Origin of the sequence: Sporosarcina cyprini (assembly GCF_022048975.1) — a bacterium.
Classification (GTDB): Bacteria; Bacillota; Bacilli; order Bacillales_A; family Planococcaceae; genus Sporosarcina; species Sporosarcina cyprini.
On the sequence record NZ_JAKMHX010000038.1, the window covers coordinates 64826 to 88633 of the forward strand.

Consider the following 23808-nt stretch of genomic DNA (forward strand, 5'->3'; position numbering starts at 1 on the left):
TAGATGTACCGGAAGGGAGAAGTACAATGCACCCATACCATCATCCACTGTTTATACATTTTATTGTTTATTTCAACCGGAATCAAGATTACTTTGAATGTCATGAAGTACTTGAGGAATATTGGAAATCCATTCCTGAAGCTGACAAAGAGCATCCTCTCACCGCTTACATCCTTCTGGCAACTGGTTTATATCATTGGCGGCGGGGCAATTTAAAGGGGGCCATCCGCACACTCGTCAAAGCAGAAAGACGAATGCTTGCATTCCCTCCTTTATTTCGCCAAGAAATTGATTTTGAACAGCTTTTGCACGATCTGAAGCATTCGATCGAGTCCGTTCGCGCGGAAAAACCATTCAGCGCATTTCCACTCCATCTGCACTCCAGCATGCTGCTTACAAGTACCACGATGGCCGCATCTCAAATGGATCTGTTGCCTGCTGGCAGCAATACTATCATTCATAAACATATGCTGAGAGACAGGACTGATATTCTCATAAGCAGACAAAAAAAGAAAAGGGGCAGAAATTAATCTGCTCCTTCCTTTTCCATACACTTTTTCATGAATCGTTCTGTCTGCTCAGTGCTTCTGCATTCCAAATCCGGAAAAAGTTCATGCAGCTTGGACACCATCGCTGTGCCAATTCCTTCTCCCCGGTAGGATGGATTAACAGAAAGATGCTTCACCGTGTAGGCGTCATCTTCCAATTCAATCCCTATCACACCGATATAATCGTCATGATCTTTCAATAAAAATAACTGAGATTGTTCATCCGTTTCATATTGCTGCATCGTTTCCTGCAGTTTTTTAACGGATTTCTCACCCGGCATATAGGACAGTAAACCCATGGCGATTTTCTCATGTGCTTTTTTATACCGCAAAAGTATCAATTGAATCCCTTCTTTTCAAAAATCCTTTGTCTTTCTACAGATAAAAATAAACCCCGGTCAACAATCGGGAGTTCAACAGGCATTGTCGAATGCAAATCGCCCACCTTATCGCCTGCTTCGCTTTCCACTTTGTTTCCTACGACCACTTTCTTAGATGTTTTACTGGATGCCTACAAACAGATTATGGAATTTATTAAGTTCATTTTATCGTACAAGAATGGCAAAGGTTTTTCAATGAGCGAGAACGTTCATTTATTCGGTCCGGCAAAAGGGGCAATAAAGTACCAGTACACGACACCCCAAATGGCCGCTGCCAAAATGATGAAAAGAAAAAGCATGACATTACGGCGTCTCATATTCTTTCCTCACGCCCAACCTTCTGAAGTGGAATATCCAAACGGATAATATCTTCATAAGTCTCCCGGCGCACAACAAGCTGATGTTCCCCATTCTCACAGAAGATAATTGCCGGCCGTTGAAGACGATTGTAATTGCTTGCCATTGAATAGGTATAGGCGCCTGTACAAAAAACCGCTACAAGATCGCCTTCCTCCAGCTCAGCAAGATATGCATCCTCAATCAGCTTATCTCCTGATTCACAACATTTTCCGGCAATCGTCACCTTATCGGTGTGCGGCTCCAGCATTTTATTCGCCGTTGCTGCTGAATATTTTGCGCCGTACAACGCAGGCCGGATGTTGTCGGACATGCCGCCATCCACTGCCACATAAGTGCGGACATTCGGTACTTCTTTTCGGCTTCCCGCCGTATAGAGTGTCGTGCCTGCATCCCCTACTAAAGAGCGTCCCGGTTCGATCCAGACTTCTGGAAGCGGGTACTGATGCTTCCTTGTCATTGAAAGAATGACGGATTCCATTTCTTCAACATATTGAGATGGATGCAGTGGCGCATCTTCCTCCGTATACCGGATACCGAAACCGCCGCCGAGGTTTAATACGGGACAAATGAACTTGAAACGCTCCCGCCACTCGACCATCTTATTCATCAATGCTTCCGCCGCCAGACGGAACGCATCTGTTTCAAAAATTTGAGAACCAATGTGGCAGTGCATGCCTAACATCGTAAGATAAGGATGATTATATAGCTGCAAAAATGCATCCTCAGCCTGTCCATTATTCAAATCAAAACCAAATTTAGAGTCTTCTTGCCCAGTCGTAATATAATCATGTGTGGAAGCATGGATGCCAGGCGTTACACGCAATAGTACATTCATGTTTTGTTGTCTGGATTCGGAAATTTCCTTCAGCAATTCAATTTCTGAAAAATTATCGACGACAATGCAGCCGATCTTTTCGTCAAATGCAAATTGCAGTTCGGTATAGCTCTTGTTGTTCCCGTGAAAATGAATCCGTTGCCGTGGAAAATCAGCTGCCACTGCCGTATACAGTTCTCCGCCCGATACTACGTCGAGTGAGAGGCCGAGTTCAGCAGCAATTTCGTATATCGCGATAGACGAAAATGCTTTACTCGCATAAGCAACTTGCGCAGGAATCCCCATTTTTTTGAATGAATCAATGAATGCGGCTGCCCGTTCCTTAAACAATTCAATATCATAGATGACGAGCGGGGTGCCATACGTATGAGCTGCGTCGACTGTATCGACCCCGCCAATCGTCAAATGCCCTTTTTCATTAACCGATTGCGTTCCATAAAGATGCATATCACATTCCTCCCGTCTTTTTGTTTCTCCTTACTAAACCATAGAGAAACTTTACCATAACAGAGAGGGAAGAAGCAATCTACGATAGCCTATTTCGATTCGGAGAATCCGTAATGAACGGCCTTGGCGCATCGTTCGTCATCGGATATCGGATCAGCACCCGTTTCATCGCATTCGGGAAGAATGGGACAAGCGGCCACATGTATGGCATGCGCATTGGATGCAAAGAACATAAATAATAAAAGACAGCTGCGACGCCAAGGAAGAATCCTGGAGCTCCCAATATGGCGGTGCATATTAAAAGGAACAGGCGGAAGATTTTCGTCGTAATACTTAATTCATAGGAAGGAATCGCAAATGTCAGTATGGCACAGACGGCCACATAGAGAACCACTTCTGCTGTAAATAAACCGACATCGATTGCCACCTGTCCAATTACGATTGCAGCGACCAATCCCATGGCCGTTGTCATCGGAGAAGGAGTATGGATGGCTGCCATCCGTAATATTTCGATTCCTACGTCAGCAATTAGTATTTGTACGAACAGGGGAATTTCCCCCGCATCATTTGGGCCAATATAGTTTAAGGCGGCAGGCAAGTAATGCTGCCTGCTGGCCAGTAAGTACCAGAAAGGCAATAGGAACAGACTGGCTGCCGTCCCAATAAGCCGCAGCCATCTGACGAATGTTCCAATGAACGGCGCTTGCCGGTATTCCTCCGCGTGTTGTAAGTGGTGAAACAAAGTGATCGGGACCATTATGACGGAAGGAGATGTATCGACAATAATGGCGATATGGCCTTCCAGCAAATGGGCGGAACAAATATCCGGACGTTCAGTGTACCGGACGAATGGCATTGGATGAAATCTTTGTTTAAACAAAAACTCCTCCAATTCCTTATCCGTCATAGTCAGCCCGTCATGTTTCACTTTGTCCAGCCGTTCCCGAACATAATTCAGATGTTCTTCACTCACCGCCCCCTTAATGAAAGCGATGGCGATATCCGTTTTGCCATTTGTAGAAGTGTGATGCATCTCGAATCGGAGATTTTCCGTTCGCAGCCTTCTGCGAATTAAAGCGGTGTTTAATACGATATTTTCTGTAAATCCGTCTCTCGATCCACGAATCACTTTTTCGGTATCCGGCTCTTCCGGCTGTCGGCCGGGATAGCTGCGAATATCTCCAATGAAGGCGAATCCATCCGGCATGACAAAGCCCACTTGGCCACTCAAAATAGCAGTCAAAAATTCATCGCGGTCTTTGGCATCTGTCAATGCATGGTACGGAAAATAAGTTAAAAATCCTTTTGGATCTTCCCTATGGGCTTCTCCCGTCTCATAATTTTGCTGCATCTCTGTTAAAAGAGTGGTAATAATCGAACCGTCAACAAGGCCATTAATATAAAATATTAACGTTTTCATTCCCCAAAGATGAACCGTTTTTGCTGTTGCGTCATATGTCTCTTCTACGCCAAACAATTCCTGGAACCATTGCTCGCCTTCTTTAGTCGATTCGAATAATTTTGACATTCTTTAGTCTGCCCTCACTTTTAATTCCTGCTCCTCCGACTGTGATAGTACGGGGCCCATCCAATTTTTTAACTGGGCCAGAATTTTCTTTTCCAGGCGGGATACCTGCACTTGTGAAATCCCGATCCGTTCTGCAATATCACTTTGGGTATAATCCAAGTAATAACGCATGTAAATGATTGTCTGATCCCGCTTGCTCAATTTTGACACGACATCACGAAGTGGAATATGATCAAAAACCCGTTCAGACCGGTCATCACGCAATTGATCCATCAACGTGAGGCTGTCCCCTTCATTTTCATATAATTGTTCGTGCAATGATGCTGGATCACGAAGTGCATCTGATGCAAGGATGACTTCATCAACTGTAACATCAAGCACTTCCGCAATATCGGAAATGGATGGTGATTTTCCATGGTTTTTAATGAAGTTATCCGTCGCATGCCGTATTTTAAAACTGAGCTCCCGGATGGATCGGCTCACTTTCACCATTCCATCATCACGAAGAAAACGCTGGATCTCCCCGACAATCATCGGCACAGCATACGTAGAAAATTTAACATCATACGAGAGGTCGAATTTATCAATTGATTTCATAAGGCCGATACATCCAATTTGGAACAAATCCTCCAAATCTGCCCCTCGGGAAGCAAAGCGCTGGACAATGGACCAGACGAGCCTCGTATTTCCTTCCACCATGAGCCGGCGCGCATCTTTATTGCCATTCTGTGATTCTTGAATGAGCAACCTCATTTTTTCCTGGGTCAGCAGCGTGTCTTGTTTTTCAAGGGAAACGTCCATAGGTCACCTCATACTGCTTGCTTCCGTCACCGGAGAAAATGTTTTTTCGAACTTCACGACAGTTCCATGACCTACCGTAGATTCGACGGTTAATTGATCCGAGAAGCTTTCCATGATCGTAAAGCCCATTCCGGATCTTTCCATCATAGGCTTGGTTGTGAACATCGGTTCCATCGCCTGCTCCACATCAAATATTCCGTTACCTTCATCTTGAACAGTCATTGTCACCTTGTTTTCATCCATAATGGCATGGATTGTCACTAAGCTTGTGCCATCGCATTCATACCCATGAATAATCGCATTGGTCACCGCTTCTGATACGATAGTCTTAAACTCTGAAATCTCTTCAAGAGTCGGATCAAGCGGCGTAATGAAACAGGTCATTGCCATTCGAGCCAGCGCCTCGTTTTCCTCAATTGCGACAAAAGATAATGTCATTTCATTTCTCATGTAAAACCCCTCCGATTTCACCTAGTGCAGTCTCCACCGTGCAATGTTTGATCATTGAACCTAAACCGGAAAAATTGAATATCTTTTCCATTGTGGCTGACGGATTCAGAATGACGGTCTCTCCGTTATACGGCACCAGGTCCCGCATTCTTCCGAGAATCAGGCCGATCCCCGCGCTGTCCATGAATGCTAACCTTTCCAAGTTCCAGATAATCGCTCGTACTTGTCCGGCATAAATCGAAGAGGAGATCGTCGAACGGATCCGGTTTGCCTCATGATTGTCCAACTCTCCAGATAATGTAACCACAACAATTCCATCAATAGTATTAATCTCAGCCATGCTGAATCCCTCCTTGTAGCGGAACATTCAACATCCGTCAGGCGAAATCCTTCCACGTGACAGAACTAGTCATACTACTTTCCAACCTTCTATATTTCGACACGAATCTGTTACGTATTCAAGCATGTCCATTTCCTAAATCTTTTACACATGTTGGGAAAGAAATTGGAACTTATTGAATATCTGCCGTTAGGACGCTTTTTAAAAGCAGTTATGCAGCCATGGAAATCTCATCGACTGCGCAAGTCGGCAAGGTGCAATAGATAAGATTGGTGTCGAAGGATGGATTTTTGTCCAATCAGAAAAACTGTGATGCATATAATGTGCCATCACAGTCCAGATCGTAGAGATAAGCTATTAATTTGTTGTGACATTTAAAATATCATACAGCCGTTACCTACATTGGATTTCTACTAAAGTTGATCTCCCCTCCTGGTGGTCGCTTTCCGGTCCGTGCGGTGAACCACTTGAACAACGAAGTGTACGATTGGATGAAGCCGTGACGGATAAATGCATCCAGCCACATATAATTGACTTTTTCTTGTTGATCTTACTTGGTAAACGGAAAAAGACTGCAGGCAAACTCCGAAATTACAGGAGTTTGCCTACAGTCTAAACTGAGGAACACAATGTGTCTTCACAGTTTCCAATCACTCTTTAGTTCATAATGGTTTTATATATTAATGTCGGTCTATCGACTTGCTCCTGGCCGATATGGATATGTTTTTGAAGCATCTCAAGTGAAGATGTGACATCTGTCCGGTTGGAATGGATAATCGCGAGAGGTTCGCCTTTTTCCACATGATCACCGATCTTCTTATTTAAGACAATTCCTACAGCTAAGTCAATTTCATCTTCTTTTGTCGCTCTTCCTGCACCCAGCAGCATCGCCGCCACTCCGATTTCGTCGGCTTCCATCTTAGTAATATAACCTGCCGCTGGTGCAGGCACTTCAATTTGGTACTTCGCCTTAGGCATTAGCTCCGGATTGTGTACAATTTCAGAATTTCCGCCTTGCGCTGCAATCATTTCGCTGAAGAGTTTAAGAGCTGAGCCATCTTTAATGACTTTCTCCAGCATCGTTTTCGCTTCTTCCATGGAAGATGCTTTTCCGCCTGCCATGATCATTTTGGAACCGAGAGCGATGCATAGCTCCGTCAGATCATCCGGCCCTTCCCCCTTTAGCGTATCGATCGCTTCTTTTACTTCCAGCGCATTGCCGATCGCGTAGCCAAGGGGCTGATTCATATCCGAAATGACCGCCATGGTCTCTCTGCCCACCTGCTTGCCAATTGCAACCATCGCAGAAGCAAGCTTCTCAGCATCTTCCAGCGTTTTCATAAATGCGCCTTCACCTGTCTTGACGTCTAAGACAATCGCGTCAGCTCCAGCTGCAATTTTCTTGCTCATGATTGAGCTTGCGATCAGTGCAATACTTTCCACTGTCGCTGTGACATCCCGAAGAGCATATAGTTTCTTGTCTGCCGGTGTCAAGTTACCGCTTTGCCCGATCACCGCCAGTTTCAATTGATTTACTTGGTTGACAAATTGATCTTCCGTCAACTCAATATGGAATCCTTCAATCGACTCCAGTTTATCCAGCGTACCGCCCGTATGGCCCAGTCCACGCCCGCTCATCTTGGCTACCGGAACACCGCATGCCGCTACTAACGGGGCAAGGATCAGTGTCGTCGTATCTCCAACACCGCCAGTTGAATGCTTGTCGACTTTGATCCCTTCAATAGCAGACAAATCAATCTGATCGCCTGATTCTACCATCGCCATCGTTAAGAAGCCTTGTTCTTCGGCATTCATCCCTGAGAAGTAAATCGCCATCAAAAAGGCACTCGCCTGATAATCTGGAATGGAACCATTCGTATAGCCTGTCACAAAAAATGTAATCTCTTCTTTTGAAAGGACTTCTCCATTTCGTTTCCTTTCAATTATATCCACCATCCTGAACAATCGAATCACACCTTTTCAATTAATGAAGATAAGAAACTATCGCCGAACTCAGGCAGCTTGACGCCGAAATTCTCTGCAATTGTCGCACCGACATCAGAAAAAGTATTGCGAAGCGGCAATTCTGCCCCAGAAGCAAATGATGGCGAATAAACTAACAATGGAACAAATTCTCTCGTATGGTCTGTGCCGCTATGGACAGGATCATTGCCATGGTCCGCTGTGATGATTAATAAATCGTTCTCACGGAGTGCACTGAAGATTTCCGGCATACGGGCATCGAAATCCTGCAATGCGTTACCATAGCCAATCGGATCTCTCCGGTGACCGAATAAGGCATCAAAGTCAACTAAATTCGTGAAGCTCAGTCCGCTGAAGTCCTGATTCATTTCTTCCACGAGCTTATCGACACCATCCATATTGCTTGTCGTACGGACAGCTTTCGTCACGCCTTCGCCATTAAAAATATCAGAGATTTTACCGACTGCCACGACATCATAACCTGCATCCTTCAATTCATTCATCACAGTTCGGCCAAACGGTTTCAGTGCATAGTCATGCCGATTGGAAGTCCGAGTAAAATTACCAGGCTGGCCAACGAACGGGCGGGCAATGATGCGTCCAACTAGGAATTCCGGCTGCAGTGTCAATTCCCTTGCAATTTCACAAATACGGTACTGTTCCTCGATTGGAATGATTTCCTCATGGGCAGCTATTTGCAGCACAGGGTCAGCAGATGTGTAGACAATAATTGCCCCTGTTTTCATATGCTCCTCACCAAGCTCATCTATAATAGCCGTACCGCTTGCCGGTTTGTTTCCTATTACCTTACGTCCTGTTCTTTCTTCCAGCTCGTTAATGAGTACTTCCGGGAAGCCTTCCGGATACACTTTAAATGGCTTATCGATATTGAGACCCATCAATTCCCAGTGACCTGTCATCGTATCTTTACCTACAGAAGCCTCCTGCATCTTTCCATAGAAAGCAGTAGGCGATTCCACTGTTGGAACCCCTTCAATCTCTTTAATATTAGATAATCCCATTTCAGCCATATAAGGCATATTTAATCCGCCCATGCGTTCCGCGATATGGCCGAGAGTATCTGCTCCAACATCTCCGAATTCCGCGGCATCCGGAGCTTCACCTATACCAACAGAGTCAAGAACAATCAGGTGTATTCTTCCAAATTTCCTGTTTTCCATATAATAACATCCTCCTATGAATACTGTTTCTGTTTTACGATAAATCGCTTTCATAACGAATATAATCTTCTCCTAAATGCACTGCTTCAACCGTTCACAATTTATATTAGGCACGGGGATGGTACTTGACGTAGACATCCTTCAGTCTGGCCCTGCTGACATGTGTGTAGATTTGAGTCGTTGATATATCCGAATGACCTAACATTTCCTGCACCGCCCGCAAATCAGCCCCATTTTCAATTAGATGAGTCGCAAAAGAGTGTCGCAAAATATGGGGTGTTAATTCTTGCTGGATACCTGCCTCCAATGCATGGCCCTTTAGTATCTTCCAGCATCCTTGACGGGTCAACCGGGTGCCTCGCATGTTCAAAAACAGCGCATCGGCTTTTTTTTCCTTCAATAACTCAGGACGAGCCATCTCCACATACATCTGGCAAGCCCGGATTGCTCCTGACCCTAACGGGACAATTCTCTCCTTCGAACCTTTCCCAAAGATCCTGACAAATCCCATGGATAAATGAAGATCTTCCATATTAAGTCCAATCAATTCGCTGACCCGCATCCCGGTCCCATACATCAATTCGAGCAGAGCGACATCCCGTTTTCCCAGTGGTTTCGAAGAATCAGGTGAATTGATCAGCGCATCAATTTCTGATATTGAAAGGACACGAGGCAATTTTTGTTCCAATTTCGGCATTTCCAAGTGGACAGTAGGGTCATGTGATGATACTTTCTCCCTTACAAGAAATTGATGAAAGGAGCGGATGGAAGAAATATGTCGCGATATGGTTCTTGTCGACTTTCCAAGGTCTTTTAGCTTCTGAAGATAAAGAAGGATAACTGCCCGGTCAATCTGTTCAATTGATTCGTACCCCTGCCCTTCCAAATGGAGGATATAATCCAGCAAATCTCGTTGATAGGATACGAGAGTGTTTTTCGCAAGCTGCCTTTCTACCCGCAGGAAATGTAAATAGTCCTCTAAAGCAAATCTGGCATCTTTCAAAATAGCTCCGGCTGTTTCCAATGATATCCCTCCTTTTTTCCTAAAATAAGTGAAGGCCATGAACTCCAGTGGCACGCACGAGCTTTGCTTGCTCTACTGGAAAACAAGAGCCTTGTCCGCTACTTAGGCGCAAATGGAATTACAGTATGAAACGACAAAAGGGACAGCATAACGCCATCCCATATCACTTCTTTTTGTCGGGGCCTGCAGTTCGGCATCTTTTACATATGCCATGGAATGTAAGCCAATGATCTTTTACGTTGAAGCCATATCGGCTTTCCACGATCTTCTCGACATCTCCTAATAAATCTTCTTGGATTTCGTCCACTTTACCGCATTCAAGACATATTAAATGATGATGAAAACGAGAGGCACCTTCCTGGCGCAGATCGTAACGCGAGACCCCATCTCCAAAATTTATTTTATCGACGATTTTCAGTTCAGTTAACAATTCCAATGTACGGTATACTGTAGCAAGGCCAATTTCAGGTGCTTTTTCTTTTACTAGAAGAAATACGTCCTCTGCACTTAAATGATCTTCTTCGTTTTCCAAAAGGACCATAACGGTCGCTTCCCGCTGTGGCGTCAACTTATAGCTGGCCCCGTGCAGTTGTTTTTTTATCCGTTCTATCCGGCTTTCCATACGACGCCCCCCTCAACACTGAAACCATTATAGCAAATGGTCAATCCGTGTGACAACAGAAAGGAAAACACCAGGACAGGATGACAATCTATTTAATGAAGATTTGGTAAATAAGCGCCTCCACAATTTGAATACAAACAAAAAATGTGAGCAAAACTGGCAGCGGACGTAGATTCCGACGCTTGCGGGAATGCATTCTCTCAAAGTATGGTGGGCTTAGCACCACACAATATATTAATAGCAGAAAGCATATGATGAATTGGAAAGGAAACCACCAAACGGCATACTGGAACATGCCCATACCTGTTGATAGCAAGTATGAGGATGATAACCCAAAGATAACACCCTTCAATGCGCCAATCAGCAAAACAATGGGACGAGTCTTACGCTGGATCGAGAAAAGATAAGCGACAGCGAAGAACATTACAACCGACAGCAAGGTCCATAAAATAGACGCTTCCTGATCAATAATCCTTCTATCTAGGAAATATAATAAGCTTTCTGATGCTTCTACACTAATTTCCCGGAAAAGCAAAGCACCTCCGATATAACCAATGGACAGAATGACGAATAAATGGATGAGAGATAAGGAGCGGACCATGAGATGCACCTCCGTTTCATTTGTACACCTTATGCTTGTCCGACCTCAAATAACCCACCTATTTCATATTTTTCGCATATAGAATTGCATATAGCGTTTTAGCATCGAAAACTTGTCCATCTGACACCAGCTGTTCGGCTTCTTCTATTGTACATTCCAAAATATCGATAAACTCATCTTCATCCCCCGCTGCAGGGTTTTCGACTTTTTTCAGATCCGTTGCGACATATAAATGAATGACTTCGTCCGCGAACCCTGGAGAAGTCGCAAAGGATTGGATGTATTCGAATTGTTCAGCCCTGTACCCCGTTTCTTCCTCCAATTCCCGGATAGCCGTGATCCGCTTGTCCTCTCCGGGCTCAATCTTCCCAGCCGGTATTTCTACAAGTGTCCGCTCAAGCGCTTTTCTGAACTGCCTCACTAAGACCAGTTTACCTTCCGCTGTAACAGCTAAAATAGCCACTGCTCCGGGGTGTTTTACAAGTTCCCTTTTCGCCAGCTTGCCATCTGGCAATTCAACATCCTCTACACGGAGAGAAATGACCCTTCCTTCATAAATCGTCCTGCTGGTAACCGTCTTCTCAGTATGACTCATCGTTTCACACATCCTTTCTTATTCATCAAGCATGCTTCTTTTCCTTTTTACATTGACATTGTAACATGAACAAAACGGGAGGTGCTTTTATTGAAAAAAAGAAGATTAGGAAATAGTGAATTGTATGTTTCAGAACTCGGACTAGGCTGCATGTCCCTTCCTCAAGACAAAAGGGAAGCTTCGGAAATTATCGAGACCGCCTTGGAGGCAGGCATGAATTTTTTTGATACTGCCGACCTCTATGATGACGGGGACAACGAACAGCTTCTCGGCAATTTACTTTCATCTAAACGCGACCAAATTATTCTGGCGACCAAAGTGGGCAATCAAATGAATTCTGATGGCAGCAGCTGGACATGGAACCCGTCAAAAGCTCATATTATGAATGCAGTAAAAGACAGCCTGCAGCGTCTCGGTACTGATTATATTGATCTGTATCAATTGCATGGAGGTACAATGGAAGACGATGTTGACGATACAATCGATGCGATGGAGACGTTAAAAAAAGAAGGGATTATTAGGCAATACGGCATCTCATCGATACGCCCCAATGTCATTGAACGCTTCCTTAAAAAAAGCGCTGCGGTTTCTGTAATGATGCAATACAGCCTCCTCGACAGACGCCCGGAAGAATGGTTCAAGCTGATTTCGGACTTTGGCGTGTCAGTTATTACGAGAGGAACGCTGGCTAAAGGTTTCCTGACGATGGATGGTTTACAACGCGCAGAGAATTCTAATGGTTTTGTCACGTATTCAGCTAATGATCTATACGAAACACTTACCCTATTGAATAAGAAGACAGAAGATATTCATGCAGCCTCGATCGCTTTCAATTTAACTGAACCAGCTGTATCCAGTGTACTCGTTGGAGCCAGTTCTAAAAAACAATTGCTCGATTCGATCGTCTCATATGAAAAAGAAATGGACAACAAGGTTCTCGACGACTTAAGAAATTCCGTCAGAAAGGATCGTTATCAAGAACACCGAGTCTGATAAATAAAGCATTCACAGCTTGTAATCTTCTCGAAATACTTTTGTAATGATTAAGGTTAGTAATTATGGGTATCCAATAGAATAGCAACATCTACTACAATTACTAACTAAGGATTACGGAGGAGATTACGATGAAATTTACAATTACAAATGATAAGAAGTGGTTGAAACTTGGCGCGGCAGCTTTACTATCTGTTTCCATGCTAGCGGCATGCGGCGATGATGACGATGATGATACAAACCTGGATGTAAACAACCCGCCAGCTGAAACGGATGACGGTACAGGCACTGATACGAACGTGGATTTGGATACTGATATGGACACGGACACAGACGGAACAGATACTGAAACTGACGATACTACTGACACGGATACAGACACTAGCACTGATACAGACAGCAGCAAATAAGCAGTACGTATAGGTTGCTACCATAAGGAAAAAGGCGAAGGGAATCAACTGATTCCCTTCGCCTTTTTCATGTAATCATACTCTATTTTATTGCAAGTGAGCCACTTCAGCGTCTTTCTCTACAGCAGGTCGTGTCACTTTTTTATTCTTTTTAACTGGCAGCATGTTAAAGAGGATGTTGAGAACAATTGCTGTCAAACTTCCTGTCACAATGCCATTGCTAGTCAAGATTTGAACTTCTTCAGGAAACATGCTAAATAAATCCGGTACGACAGAGACGCCTAGTCCGATACCTACTGAACACGCAATGATCATTGCATTTTCCTGTGACTCCATAACCACTTTGCTCAACATTTTAATCCCTTGAGAAATAACCATACCAAACATGGCTACCATCGCTCCACCAAGAACGGAGGTCGGAATTACTGTCGTAATCGCAGCGATTTTTGGCATTAGTCCAAGAGTAATGAGCATGATGGCCGTAATCAAAATGATTTTTCTCGATTTTACACCCGATAATTGCATGAGGCCGACATTTTGAGAAAATGTCGTATAAGGAAAGGCATTGAATATCCCGCCGATAACGGATGCCAAGCCTTCCGAACGATACCCTTTTGCCAAATCCTCTTTTGTTATTTCCTTTTCACAAATATCGCTCAATGCAAAATAGGTGCCCGTAGATTCAACAAGGGAAACCATTGCCACAAGTGTCATCGTAATGATTGGAAGCAAATGGAATGAAGGCATACCGAGTTTAAATGGTACAACGACATGTAACATGGATGCTTCATGGACATTTGTAAAATCCACTACCCCCATAAAAATCGCTGCTACTGTTCCAGCTGCAAGCCCAAGCAAGATGGATATCGAACGGATAAACCCTGTTGAAAATTTGTAGATCAAAATAATACATAACAATGTGCCAAATGACAACAAAACATTGGCAGTGGAACCGAAATCAGGTGAATCCAAACCTCCAGCCATATTGTTAATGGCAACTGGAATAAGTGTCACTCCAATAATCGTTACAACAGAACCTGTGACAACCGGCGGGAAAAACTTTACTAGCATCCCAAAATACCGGCTAATCAATACAATAATCACACCTGATGCGATGACGGATCCATAAATTGCAGAAACATCATATTTTGCCCCGATTGAAATCATCGGTCCAACCGCTGTGAATGTACAGCCGAGGACAACCGGCAAACCAATTCCAAAGAAACGGTTGGTCATAATTTGAAGCAATGTTGCAATACCGCACATAAAAATATCGATAGACACTAAATATGTCAGCTGTTTTGGCGTGAGGCCAATTGCATCTCCGACAATCAAGGGAACGAGAATCGCTCCTGCATACATGGCAAGTAAATGTTGGAATCCAAGCAACGCGGATTTCATAGAGTTGACACCTCTGCAAAGGTGACTTTACCATTTTCCAACGACTGAATAATGGCCAATGACTCCACACGGATGTCGCGATTCCGTAACATCTCGCCGCCTGGCTGAAATCCTTTTTCGATCACAATTCCAACGCCGGCTAAACTTGCCCCTGCCTGTTCCACAATGGACAATAGTCCTTCAACAGCTTGGCCATTCGCCAAAAAGTCATCTATTAAAAGAACATGATCATCTTGTGATAGATAATCTTTGGATACTGAAATTTCATTTTTTTCTTCTTTAGTAAAGGAGTGAACGCTAGCCGAATATAGTTCGTTAATCAAAGTAAGAGACTTTCTCTTTCTTGCAAACACTACGGGAACACCTAACACCAGTCCAGTCATCATCGCAGGTGCAATTCCAGAGGACTCCAAAGTGACAATTTTCGTAATCCCTTCCCCTTTGAATTTTTCCGCAAATTCATTCCCGATTTCTTGCATAAGAACAGGATCGATTTGGTGATTCAAAAATGAGTCTACTTTCAAGATTTGATCTGACAGTACTTTGCCATCCTTGCTGATTTTGTCTTCTAGCTTCTTCACGTATACTTCCTCCTATTTGTTTCACAATCAACAAAAAAGCCCGTTGACCGTGCATCCAATCATGACATGAGTGGAGCAGGGCCTCCGGGCTAATAGCCGAACGAAGTATAAAGGACATACCAAATGGTACGCCTTCTTCCCATTGCTTCCTCATAGTCGATTTGTTTACGGCAAATCGGTAGAAACTTGCAGGCCATATCCCCGCGATTATATGAGTGGATGTTTTAGAATGTTTTCAGTATAACATGTGAAATCGAAATTTCAACAGGGGAATAAATAGAAGATGATTTTTTATTTTTCGAAAAACAATCGGTAAACATTACGTCTTCGTTACTTTTTCATCACAAAAATAACAAATGCACTGAACTTCATTTTGATGTAAAAAAGTAGTTTAGAAAATTCATATCAGGCTATATAAGAAGTGTAAGATACAACAACAAATTAAAACAAAGGAGACGATGTAAAATGGCTAGAAACAACGAAAATAATAACGAAAACAGAGGAAAAATGTCACTAGAGGAAGCAGGTCGCAAAGGCGGAGAAGCTACTGCAAAAAACCATGACCGTGACTTCTACGAAGAAATCGGCCGTAAAGGCGGAGAAGCTACTGCTAAGAAACACGACCGTGATTTCTACGAAGAAATTGGTCGTAAAGGCGGAGAAGCTACTGCTAAAAATCATGACCGCGATTTCTACGAAGAAATTGGCCGCAAAGGCGGAGAAGCTCGCGCTAAACAAGACGGCAATAACAATTACAACAACTAATTCTATTATCCAACCTATAAAACGGCAGACAACAAGTACATGTTGTCTGCCGTTTTTATATTTCCAGCTCAAGAACAATAGGACAATGATCGCTCCCCATGATATGGTGGTCGATGCCGGCTCCTTTCATCATCTTCTGTAAATGTTCAGAAACGAGAAAATAATCGATACGCCAGCCGATATTTCGTTCTCTCACCTTATTCATGTACGACCACCAAGTATATGCCCCTTCCCTGTCCGGATAAAAACGCCTGAATGAATCAATAAAACCTGCCTTCAGCAACAAGTCCATCTTGCTTCGTTCTTCGTAGGTGAATCCAGAATTGCCGATATTCGATTTCACATTCTTTATATCCAGTTCCTGATGGGCCACATTCAAATCGCCACAATAGATGACCGGCTTCCGATCAAGCAGTTTTGTCAGATGCTCTCTTATTTTATCTTCCCAAGCTAATCGAAAAGGAAGACGTGCCAAATCTCGCTGAGAATTGGGAACATAAGCATTCACCAGAATAAAATCCTCGAATTCTGCTGTTATGATGCGCCCTTCCGCTTCGCCCTCTTCCTCACCAATGCCATAATAGACTGCGAGGGGTTTTTCCTTAGTAAAAACAGCAGTACCGGAATAACCTTTTTTCAAGGCATAGTTCCAATATTGATAATATCCTTCCAACGGCAAATCAATTTGCCCTTCTTGTAATTTCGTCTCTTGCACACAAAAAATATCTGCATTTACTTCGGCAAAGTAATCGAGAAAACCCTTTTTTACGCAAGCCCGTAATCCGTTCACATTCCAAGAAACCAGTTTCATTTCCATCCCTACTATTCTATCTGTAAATTAATGGAGCGTATTTTCGACTGCATAGTTTGATACGTCAATCTCCACTTCTTCCTCAAGTGCCATATGAGCCAGCTGCTTCCCTAAAAATGGCCCAACTGTCAAACCTGATGCGCCAAGGCCATTGGCAAATAAAACATTCGAAGCATCCGGCAGCTTTCCGATCACTGGCAAAAAGCCAGCAGTGAATGGACGAAAACCGACTCTAGTCTCGATATATTCAGCATCACTCAATGCAGGTGCAATGTCTAACGCTTTATTCAATACTTCATGAATGCCGCCTGCTGTCGGCTTTCCATTCATACCATGTTCATCATCGTGGGTTGCGCCTGCCACTATCTTTCCATTAGGAAAGGCCAGCATATATTGGTCATTGGGAGGCATGACGACGGGCCATGTAGCAGTTTCCGCATCTGCTATCTTCATATGGGCGATTTGAGCTTTTTGGCCTCTCACTTCAATTGGTATGCCAATTTGACGGGCCAGCTCACCAGCCCAGCACCCTGCCGTGATGATAACCTGTTTCGCTTCTATTTTTTCGCCATCGATCCGGACTTCCACATTTCCTTCTGCGTCTTTCTGAAGGGATGCGGAACCATTTATGATTTTTAGCCCTTTCAGTTCGGCTCCTTTTAGCAATGCATCACGCAGCATCCGGCCATCAACCCGCGCCGCGCCACTCACATACAAAGAAGAATACCGGTTGGAGAGATACGGGAATAAAGATACCGTTTCCTTTTCATCCAACTGTCGCAAATCACCGATTTCAGGAGCTTCCTCCCTGCGCCAAAGTGCACGTTCCTCCATCTTTGCCAGTTTCTCTGGATCGGTATGGATACTGATGGCCCCTACTTTTCTGTAACCCGTCTCCAAGCCTTTTGATTCAAGCATTGGAATAAGTTCATGATAATAGGCTGCACCCGCCTTTGCCAGCGAATACCACGCTTTGTTTCTGCGCTGGGACAACCAGGGACAAATGATTCCAGCAGCGGCATCTGTCGCCTGGCCGGAATCCTTTCGATCTATGAGCGTGACATCCCTTCCTCGTCCGCTCAAATGATAGGCCGCGGAAGCACCGAGAATGCCTCCTCCAATAATAACAATTTGATCCATTTAACCACCCAATTTTACACTTTTCTTTATTGTACTTGCGTTTTAAGCGAATTACAAACCAGCTTTTTGAAAACGCTTTCAAAATTAAATAAATAATTTTACTATTCAGCTCTTTCTTTTTTCGAAAAAAGCAGTATAATGATTCTATTCGATAATTACGAGACACGAACCATTATGGTGATTGGCATTAGGCTGGAAAACTATTAGATAATGTTAAGGAGATTTGATGATTATGACGAGAACGCCCATCCAAGTAAAACTAGCAGAAACTAAAAAAGAGAAACCGAATGCGGAGACGCTTGTATTCGGTAGAACGTTCACGGATCATATGTTCGTTGCGGATTACGAAGAAGGAAAAGGTTGGCATAGCCACCGAATTGTCCCGTACGAACCAATTTCCTTAGATCCCGCCTCAATTGTGTTCCACTACGGACAGACCGTTTTTGAAGGCATGAAAGCATATCGAAATGAAGAAGGTGTGATTCGGCTCTTCAGACCTGAAGAAAATATGAAACGGTTAAACCTTTCCTTAGACCGTTTATGCATGCCAACAATTGATGAGCAATCTGCATTGCACGGGTTGACCGAACTTTTACGAATTGAGAAAGACTGGATTCCGACAATGGAAGGCACATCATTGTATATCCGACCGTTCGTCATTGCGACAGAAGCGTTTCTCGGAGTTGCTCCGGCAAGAAAGTATCAGTTCATCATTATCCTTTCCCCTGTCGGCTCTTATTACAAAGAAGGGATCCACCCTGTCAAGATCCTTGTGGAAAATGAATTTGTCCGTGCAGTTAAAGGGGGGACCGGCGGCGCAAAGACAGCTGGAAATTACGCAGCTGGACTGAAGGCTCAAGAAGTGGCAGATCAGCAAGGCTATTCCCAAGTCCTTTGGCTAGATGGAGTGGAACGAAAATATGTTGAAGAAGTAGGAAGCATGAACATCTTCTTTAAAATTAACGGAGAAATCGTCACACCCGCCATTAATGGCAGCATTTTAGAAGGGATAACACGAAAATCCATTCTTGATTTGCTTCGTCATTGGGAGATTCCAGTCTCTGAAAGAAAAATTTCGATGGAAGAGATTCGGGACGCGTACGAAAAGGGAATTCTGGAAGAAGTGTTCGGTACAGGTACCGCCGCTGTCATCTCCCCTGTAGGTGAATTAAATTGGGATGGCTATAAAATGATCGTTAATAACGGAAAAACAGGCGACCTTTCCATGAAGCTATACAATACATTGACTAATATTCAAACTGGCAAAGAAGAAGACCCTTTCAATTGGGTTCAAAAAATTGTTCAAGAATATGCGAAACTGGCATGATAATGAAAAAGACGTCCACTCCATTTTTGGAATAGACGTCTTTTTTTCTTCGGCTTAACAGCTTCCGAATGTATGTTTCTAGGCAATTTTTTGATAACGGTTTAAAAGCTTGTCTAAATCTTGACTGCATGCTATGACATCTGGGTGTGTAAATCCATTCCGCTTCGCCATTTTGTACATCATGATCCGCTTCATCTGAATTTGTAATGACAACAACTCTTTTTGCAAATTGTCTTTCACGACCCGCTTCCTCCATACTTTTCAATGTTTTTTTCACACTTGTCCTATCGTACTTCATTATATTTAAAAAGAATGTCGGATTTTGATCAGATTGCCTAATTTTTATTGCGCGTTCACAAATTTGTCACAAATACATTTGTTTTTTCGTACTTTTGGTGTGTGAGATGACAATAGATGCTTTGATTTGACTTACGGTTGCTTCATTTTTTGCAGGAATGAAGTTGCAGTACCTTGCCGCTTGGAAGGCAATACGTTTTCCAGTCCTCCACAACTTGTGACCAAGCGACTGCTCGTATATTCGAGGTAACTGCTCGTATATACGCGAGAGTGCTCGTATGTTCGTGGTAACGGCTCATATAATCTGAGAAGTGCTCGAATAACTCGGTATCCGCTCGTATGTTCAGCGAAACTGCTTGTATATCACAGCAAGCAGTCGACAGCTCGTGTGCCTCTAGTTTGTAAATCAACCGATCATCCGTTCCTTGGAACTGCTTATTTGTAGATTTCGCATCTTTTATTCAACGATTATGCATAGCTATATTTCCTATTAAGTGTACGTATTATCAATGCAAGTATAAGATCATGAAACTCTCAAATGATCCACCATACGTACACAAAGCGAACCGATTGTCTGTTTTGATCACTCAACTATACCGAGAATCACTAATTTGATGACTGCGACCTCAAGTATACCCAACACTTTGCTCTAATACCTGGGAATTTCTCTAATTTTGACACACAATCGACATGATTTTAAGACACCTGCTAGTGTTTCTCGTTTCAAGCGCACCCTTAAAATCACATGGCGCCCCCTCACTTGCTGGCTATACAAACTCAATAAAATGGCGGAGAAATGGTCACAAAACATAAAAACAGAGGAAAAATGGTCACAAAAAAAAGCTCAAACAGATAACGCCTGTATCTAATCCTTTCATTAAGGCAGTATGCAGGCGCTTTTATAATTTATTGGAGGGTTAATTAAGATATTTTTCGTAATCCAATGTCCACAACATGTGTTGAATGTCATTATTTGAAATACTCGCCGCCTTCATTTCGGCAGAACTGGGTCGTTCTCCTAGACTGAGTAAATAAGCAACGACTGTTGTTCTCGCAGCCCTTATTGCGATTTCGAGTGCTGATTTGTCGCTTTGAGATTCGCCGACCTTTCCTAGCCCTGCTGACAGGCACCTTCTAACCCCTTCTACGTTAGAATCTATAATGCATCTATAAAGAATAGAATAGCTAGGTCGTGTCTTCTTCGCACCAGCACTCACGAGGATATCTGCCGCCTTATCATACCCCGAGTAGTTGGCATAAGCATAAGCCGTATCACCGTATTCACTTACAAAATTAATGTTTGCCCCACTTTCAACCAGTTTCCTTACCAATTCACTGTTCCCATTTCTTGCTGCGCATAGAAGTGGCGTCAAACCAGATGCGTTCACCCCATTGATATCCGGTCGTTTCCGCAAGAGGGTAAGAGCTTTCTGCGTATTACCATTGGAAACAGCAATAATAAAATCATTATCTACCTTTTTTCTGTACTTCTTATGAAATATATATATCAATATCAATGTAAGGAAAGACAAGATTGTAAGTACCCCAAAGCCAATAACAGCCCAGCCAATTTTATTAGCTAGGTTATTTATTGCTTGAAGTGCCTTCTGACTGGTCAAAAAAAGTATTGTTAGAAACGCTAGTCCGAAAATGGAAGCTATACAACCTCTTGATGCCTCCCCAACCTTGTCTGCGCCAAAAACCAGAACTAAGAGAATTAAAATTAACAGTGTCGTAGTCATCGATGTTCTCCTATAGATATATGTCTTGTCTATTATTATTTCGGCTTTCCTAGCCAGTTTTTAACTGGTAAATGATTAATTTGCTTCTATCCCTAATTGAAAGACTGTCCAGCAATTCAGTTTACACTGATTACTGGACAGTCTTTCTACGTTTTTTATTAAAATTTAGACCCTGCGTCGCCGTATTCATCAAGCAGTTCGGCGAAACTCTTATTCTTCTCTTTTTCCCGTCGTTCCCGCTTCAATTGTTCTTGTCTTTTTTCCTCTTCTGCTTTTTCTTTAGCAGACAGTTCCATCTTTGTCGCTTTTAACTTCGCTAATATGTCCTCATTTAACGAGTCTGACAGCGTCAGTTTTTCTTCTTTTTCTTTTTTGGGTGCGTGTGATTGAGTTTGTTTCTGTCTCTTTTTTGCCATATCCGTTCATGTCCCTTTCTCTATTAAGGACGCTGGACAATCGTAGCAACGCCTTGTCCGCCACCAATGCATAATGTGGCAAGTCCCGTTTTCGCGTCACGGCGTTTCATCTCGTGAAGCAATGTCACGAGTATGCGCGCACCGCTCGCACCAATCGGATGGCCGAGGGCAATTGCGCCGCCATTGACATTTAGTTTTTCTTTATTGAATGACAACTCTCGGTCAACCGCCAAGGATTGAGCCGCAAATGCCTCATTGGCTTCGATCAGGTCAATTTCATCTAAACCAATCCCCGCCCGATCCAGTACATTCCTTACTGCTTGGACAGGACCAATTCCCATGATGGAAGGGTCTACGCCCGCATTTGCATTTGCTGTAATGACAGCAAGTGGTTGAATACCGAGTTCCTCTGCCTTTTCTTTCGACATGATGACAAAGGCGGCTGCACCGTCATTGATTCCCGAGGCATTGCCTGCCGTCACGCTTCCCTCTTTTTTGAAAGCCGGGCGCAGCTTGGATAATTTCTCAGCCGTTGTTCCTGCTTTAACATATTCGTCCGTCTCAAAGATGATCGGATCGCCTTTCCGCTGTGGAATTGGAACAGGAACAATTTCTTCTTTAAACCGGCCGCTTTCTACTGCCGCTGCAGCTTTCGCCTGTGAGTCCGCCGCGAATGCATCCTGCTCTTCGCGTGAGATGGTGTAACGGTCGCATAGATTTTCGGCTGTCATACCCATATGGTAATCATTGAAAACGCACCAAAGTCCATCCGCTATCATACTATCTACTAGTTTTTGATCTCCCATTTTGAATCCTTCTCTTGCATTTTTCATTAAGAAAGGTGCCTGGCTCATGTTTTCCATGCCGCCTGCTACAATAATATCCGCATCGCCTGACACGATGGCCTGTCTCGCCAGATGGACTGCTTTCAGTCCGGAACCGCAAACTTTATTGATCGTCATGGCAGGCACGGTCTCAGGCAGTCCTGCTTTTACCGCAGCTTGCCTTGCCGGATTTTGGCCATTCCCAGCTTGAAGCACATTCCCCATAATGACCTCATCAACATGCTCAGGCTTGATGTTCGCCCGCTCGACTGCCTCCTTAATAACAATGGATCCGAGTTCTGCAGCCGAAACGTCTTTCAATGATCCTAAAAAAGATCCGATTGCTGTACGGACCGCACTAACAATTACTACCTCTTTCGTCATGAAAAATCCCCCTCATTCTCTTTCACTTTTCCCCTACCCCGCTTTCCAAGACCTTCCTAATTGCCGTCCCCTTTCGACGTCAAGTACAATGAAAGCGGGAGGGGAAGTTATGTTCATTTTACCAAAGAAAGTGACGATTATCGAGGTTGGACCTCGGGATGGCCTGCAAAATGAAAAAAGACAGGTGGATACCGGTGACAAGTTGGCCTTTATAGACCGTCTGCAGCAGGCTGGCATTGACGAAATGGAACTCACTTCATTTGTATCGCCGAAATGGGTGCCGCAAATGTCGGACGCCAAGGAGATTGTTGCTCAAACAAATCAAGTCGGTCGGCAATTTGTGCTGGCGCCGAATGAAAAAGGGTCACAGTTGGCACTTGAAGCGGGAGCCAAAAGCATTGCTGTCTTTGTCGGGGTAAGTGATTCATTCAATCAAAAAAATATTAACCGCCCGACAAAAGATGCTGTTTTGGCACTTGAGCCTGTCATTAAAAACTTGAAATTGCAAAATATCTTTGTCAGAGCGTGCATTTCCACCGCATTTTATTGTCCGTACGAGGGTAAAATCAATAGCAAGGATGTCCAATCGTTATGTGGCGACTTCGTTTCCATGGGAGTCGATGAATTAAGCGTCGCAGATACGATTGGCAGAGCAAATCCATTGGAGTGCTACGAATTGTTCATGTTATTGAAAGAAACATTTTCCGATGTTTTATTGACTGCTCATTTTCACGATACGAGGAAAATGGCACTCGCTAACATTTTTGCATCCCTGCAAGCGGGTATCAACCGTTTCGATACTTCCGCAGGCGGGTTAGGCGGCTGTCCGTTCGCTCCTGGGGCTACTGGCAATGTAGCAACTGAAGATGTTGTGCATATGCTTGATACTTTAGGCATTCAAACAGGAGTGGATATTAAAAAAGTTTGTGAAGCGGTCGATCTTATTGCTCCGCATGTTTCAAGACCGATCGATTCAGGAATGTATAGATTGTATAAGAACGGCCAGTTGTAAAAGGAGCTGA

At 43.6% G+C, this 23808-nt stretch carries 27 protein-coding genes and 1 riboswitch; of the genes, 6 read left to right on the plus strand and 21 right to left on the minus strand.

The genetic code is table 11. The features are described 5' to 3' along the window. The first annotated feature begins 26 nt into the window (after positions 1-26). On the plus strand, positions 27-530 hold the full coding sequence (locus L7D49_RS18870; protein ID WP_238083855.1) for a DUF309 domain-containing protein: 504 nt from the start codon (positions 27-29) through the stop codon (positions 528-530). On the opposite strand, the gene L7D49_RS18875 is transcribed toward L7D49_RS18870, so the two are convergent. The 12 genes from L7D49_RS18875 to L7D49_RS18930 all read right to left on the minus strand — a co-directional run bounded on the left by L7D49_RS18875 (position 527) and on the right by L7D49_RS18930 (position 11695). Next, positions 527-889 (minus strand): GNAT family N-acetyltransferase, encoded by a 363-nt coding sequence (locus L7D49_RS18875; RefSeq protein ID WP_272493186.1) that lies wholly within the window; start codon positions 887-889, stop codon positions 527-529. The genes L7D49_RS18870 and L7D49_RS18875 overlap by 4 nt on opposite strands. A 352-nt stretch (positions 890-1241) precedes the next feature. Next, the gene (gene lysA, locus L7D49_RS18880) at positions 1242-2570 is read right to left on the minus strand and encodes a diaminopimelate decarboxylase (RefSeq protein WP_238083856.1); all 1329 of its coding nucleotides are present in this window, start codon (positions 2568-2570) and stop codon (positions 1242-1244) included. Positions 2571-2649: 79 nt separating this feature from the next. Continuing rightward, positions 2650-4098 carry a spore germination protein gene (locus L7D49_RS18885; protein ID WP_238083858.1) on the minus strand — a complete coding sequence of 483 codons (1449 nt, stop codon included), beginning with the start codon at positions 4096-4098 and terminating at the stop codon, positions 2650-2652. Between the two features lie 3 nt (positions 4099-4101). Further along, positions 4102-4899: a SigF/SigG family RNA polymerase sporulation sigma factor gene (locus L7D49_RS18890; RefSeq protein ID WP_238083860.1), complete on the minus strand. Its 798-nt coding sequence runs from the start codon at positions 4897-4899 to the stop codon at positions 4102-4104. Positions 4900-4902: 3 nt separating this feature from the next. Then, a complete protein-coding gene (spoIIAB, locus tag L7D49_RS18895; protein WP_238083862.1) occupies positions 4903-5349 on the minus strand; it encodes an anti-sigma F factor in 447 nt (148 codons plus the stop codon). Next, entirely contained in the window at positions 5339-5689 is a 351-nt protein-coding gene (locus tag L7D49_RS18900; protein WP_238083864.1) for an STAS domain-containing protein, read from the minus strand. The genes spoIIAB and L7D49_RS18900 overlap by 11 nt, the downstream gene beginning before the upstream one ends. A 657-nt stretch (positions 5690-6346) precedes the next feature. Then, entirely contained in the window at positions 6347-7645 is a 1299-nt protein-coding gene (locus tag L7D49_RS18905; protein WP_238084339.1) for a pyrimidine-nucleoside phosphorylase, read from the minus strand. A gap of 14 nt (positions 7646-7659) precedes the next feature. Beyond that, entirely contained in the window at positions 7660-8853 is a 1194-nt protein-coding gene (gene deoB, locus L7D49_RS18910; RefSeq protein WP_238083865.1) for a phosphopentomutase, read from the minus strand. 106 nt (positions 8854-8959) lie between these two features. Continuing rightward, positions 8960-9856: a site-specific tyrosine recombinase XerD gene (gene xerD / locus L7D49_RS18915; protein WP_238084341.1), complete on the minus strand. Its 897-nt coding sequence runs from the start codon at positions 9854-9856 to the stop codon at positions 8960-8962. Between the two features lie 184 nt (positions 9857-10040). Beyond that, the gene (fur, locus tag L7D49_RS18920) at positions 10041-10499 is read right to left on the minus strand and encodes a ferric iron uptake transcriptional regulator (protein ID WP_184206555.1); all 459 of its coding nucleotides are present in this window, start codon (positions 10497-10499) and stop codon (positions 10041-10043) included. Positions 10500-10587: 88 nt separating this feature from the next. Next, positions 10588-11100: a hypothetical protein gene (locus L7D49_RS18925; protein WP_238083867.1), complete on the minus strand. Its 513-nt coding sequence runs from the start codon at positions 11098-11100 to the stop codon at positions 10588-10590. Between the two features lie 58 nt (positions 11101-11158). Further along, on the minus strand, positions 11159-11695 hold the full coding sequence (locus L7D49_RS18930) for an NUDIX hydrolase (protein WP_238083869.1): 537 nt from the start codon (positions 11693-11695) through the stop codon (positions 11159-11161). 90 nt (positions 11696-11785) lie between these two features. Here L7D49_RS18930 and L7D49_RS18935 point away from each other — a divergent pair, with 90 nt between their 5' ends. Together L7D49_RS18935 and L7D49_RS18940 are read left to right on the plus strand one after the other, a co-directional pair. Continuing rightward, positions 11786-12688, plus strand: a complete 903-nt coding sequence (locus L7D49_RS18935; RefSeq protein WP_238083871.1) for an aldo/keto reductase — start codon at positions 11786-11788, stop codon at positions 12686-12688. Between the two features lie 131 nt (positions 12689-12819). Beyond that, positions 12820-13098 (plus strand): hypothetical protein, encoded by a 279-nt coding sequence (locus tag L7D49_RS18940; protein ID WP_238083873.1) that lies wholly within the window; start codon positions 12820-12822, stop codon positions 13096-13098. An 87-nt stretch (positions 13099-13185) separates the two neighbouring features. Here the strand turns inward: L7D49_RS18940 and L7D49_RS18945 are convergent, their stop codons facing one another. Continuing rightward, the gene (locus L7D49_RS18945; protein ID WP_238083875.1) at positions 13186-14499 is read right to left on the minus strand and encodes a nucleobase:cation symporter-2 family protein; all 1314 of its coding nucleotides are present in this window, start codon (positions 14497-14499) and stop codon (positions 13186-13188) included. Beyond that, complete coding sequence (locus L7D49_RS18950; protein WP_238083876.1) at positions 14496-15080, minus strand: xanthine phosphoribosyltransferase; 585 nt, start codon at positions 15078-15080, stop codon at positions 14496-14498. Before L7D49_RS18950 ends, L7D49_RS18945 begins: the two co-directional genes overlap by 4 nt. 133 nt (positions 15081-15213) lie before the next feature. Further along, positions 15214-15315, minus strand: a riboswitch (purine riboswitch). 230 nt (positions 15316-15545) lie between these two features. Here L7D49_RS18950 and L7D49_RS18955 point away from each other — a divergent pair. Further along, positions 15546-15845: a KGG domain-containing protein gene (locus L7D49_RS18955; RefSeq protein ID WP_238083878.1), complete on the plus strand. Its 300-nt coding sequence runs from the start codon at positions 15546-15548 to the stop codon at positions 15843-15845. Positions 15846-15900: 55 nt separating this feature from the next. Here the strand turns inward: L7D49_RS18955 and L7D49_RS18960 are convergent, their stop codons facing one another. Together L7D49_RS18960 and L7D49_RS18965 are read right to left on the minus strand one after the other, a co-directional pair. After that, positions 15901-16656 (minus strand): exodeoxyribonuclease III, encoded by a 756-nt coding sequence (locus L7D49_RS18960; protein ID WP_238083880.1) that lies wholly within the window; start codon positions 16654-16656, stop codon positions 15901-15903. Positions 16657-16683: 27 nt separating this feature from the next. Then, positions 16684-17796, minus strand: a complete 1113-nt coding sequence (locus L7D49_RS18965) for an NAD(P)/FAD-dependent oxidoreductase (RefSeq protein ID WP_238083881.1) — start codon at positions 17794-17796, stop codon at positions 16684-16686. Between the two features lie 232 nt (positions 17797-18028). Between L7D49_RS18965 and L7D49_RS18970 the strand changes: the two genes are divergently transcribed. Continuing rightward, positions 18029-19123, plus strand: coding sequence for a branched-chain amino acid aminotransferase (locus L7D49_RS18970; RefSeq protein ID WP_238084343.1), 1095 nt, complete (start codon positions 18029-18031; stop codon positions 19121-19123). Between the two features lie 78 nt (positions 19124-19201). On the opposite strand, the gene L7D49_RS18975 is transcribed toward L7D49_RS18970, so the two are convergent. The 5 genes from L7D49_RS18975 to L7D49_RS18995 all read right to left on the minus strand — a co-directional run bounded on the left by L7D49_RS18975 (position 19202) and on the right by L7D49_RS18995 (position 22786). Continuing rightward, on the minus strand, positions 19202-19363 hold the full coding sequence (locus L7D49_RS18975; protein WP_238083883.1) for an aspartyl-phosphate phosphatase Spo0E family protein: 162 nt from the start codon (positions 19361-19363) through the stop codon (positions 19202-19204). A 200-nt stretch (positions 19364-19563) separates the two neighbouring features. Beyond that, positions 19564-19830, minus strand: coding sequence for a hypothetical protein (locus tag L7D49_RS18980; RefSeq protein ID WP_238083885.1), 267 nt, complete (start codon positions 19828-19830; stop codon positions 19564-19566). A 507-nt stretch (positions 19831-20337) separates the two neighbouring features. Continuing rightward, on the minus strand, positions 20338-21162 hold the full coding sequence (locus tag L7D49_RS18985; RefSeq protein ID WP_238083887.1) for an ankyrin repeat domain-containing protein: 825 nt from the start codon (positions 21160-21162) through the stop codon (positions 20338-20340). Between the two features lie 158 nt (positions 21163-21320). After that, positions 21321-21578 (minus strand): YqkE family protein, encoded by a 258-nt coding sequence (locus L7D49_RS18990; RefSeq protein WP_238083889.1) that lies wholly within the window; start codon positions 21576-21578, stop codon positions 21321-21323. Between the two features lie 23 nt (positions 21579-21601). Beyond that, positions 21602-22786 (minus strand): acetyl-CoA C-acetyltransferase, encoded by a 1185-nt coding sequence (locus tag L7D49_RS18995; RefSeq protein ID WP_238083891.1) that lies wholly within the window; start codon positions 22784-22786, stop codon positions 21602-21604. 109 nt (positions 22787-22895) lie between these two features. On the opposite strand from L7D49_RS18995, the gene L7D49_RS19000 reads away from it, so the two are divergent. Further along, entirely contained in the window at positions 22896-23798 is a 903-nt protein-coding gene (locus L7D49_RS19000) for a hydroxymethylglutaryl-CoA lyase (protein ID WP_238083893.1), read from the plus strand. Positions 23799-23808 lie beyond the last annotated feature (10 nt).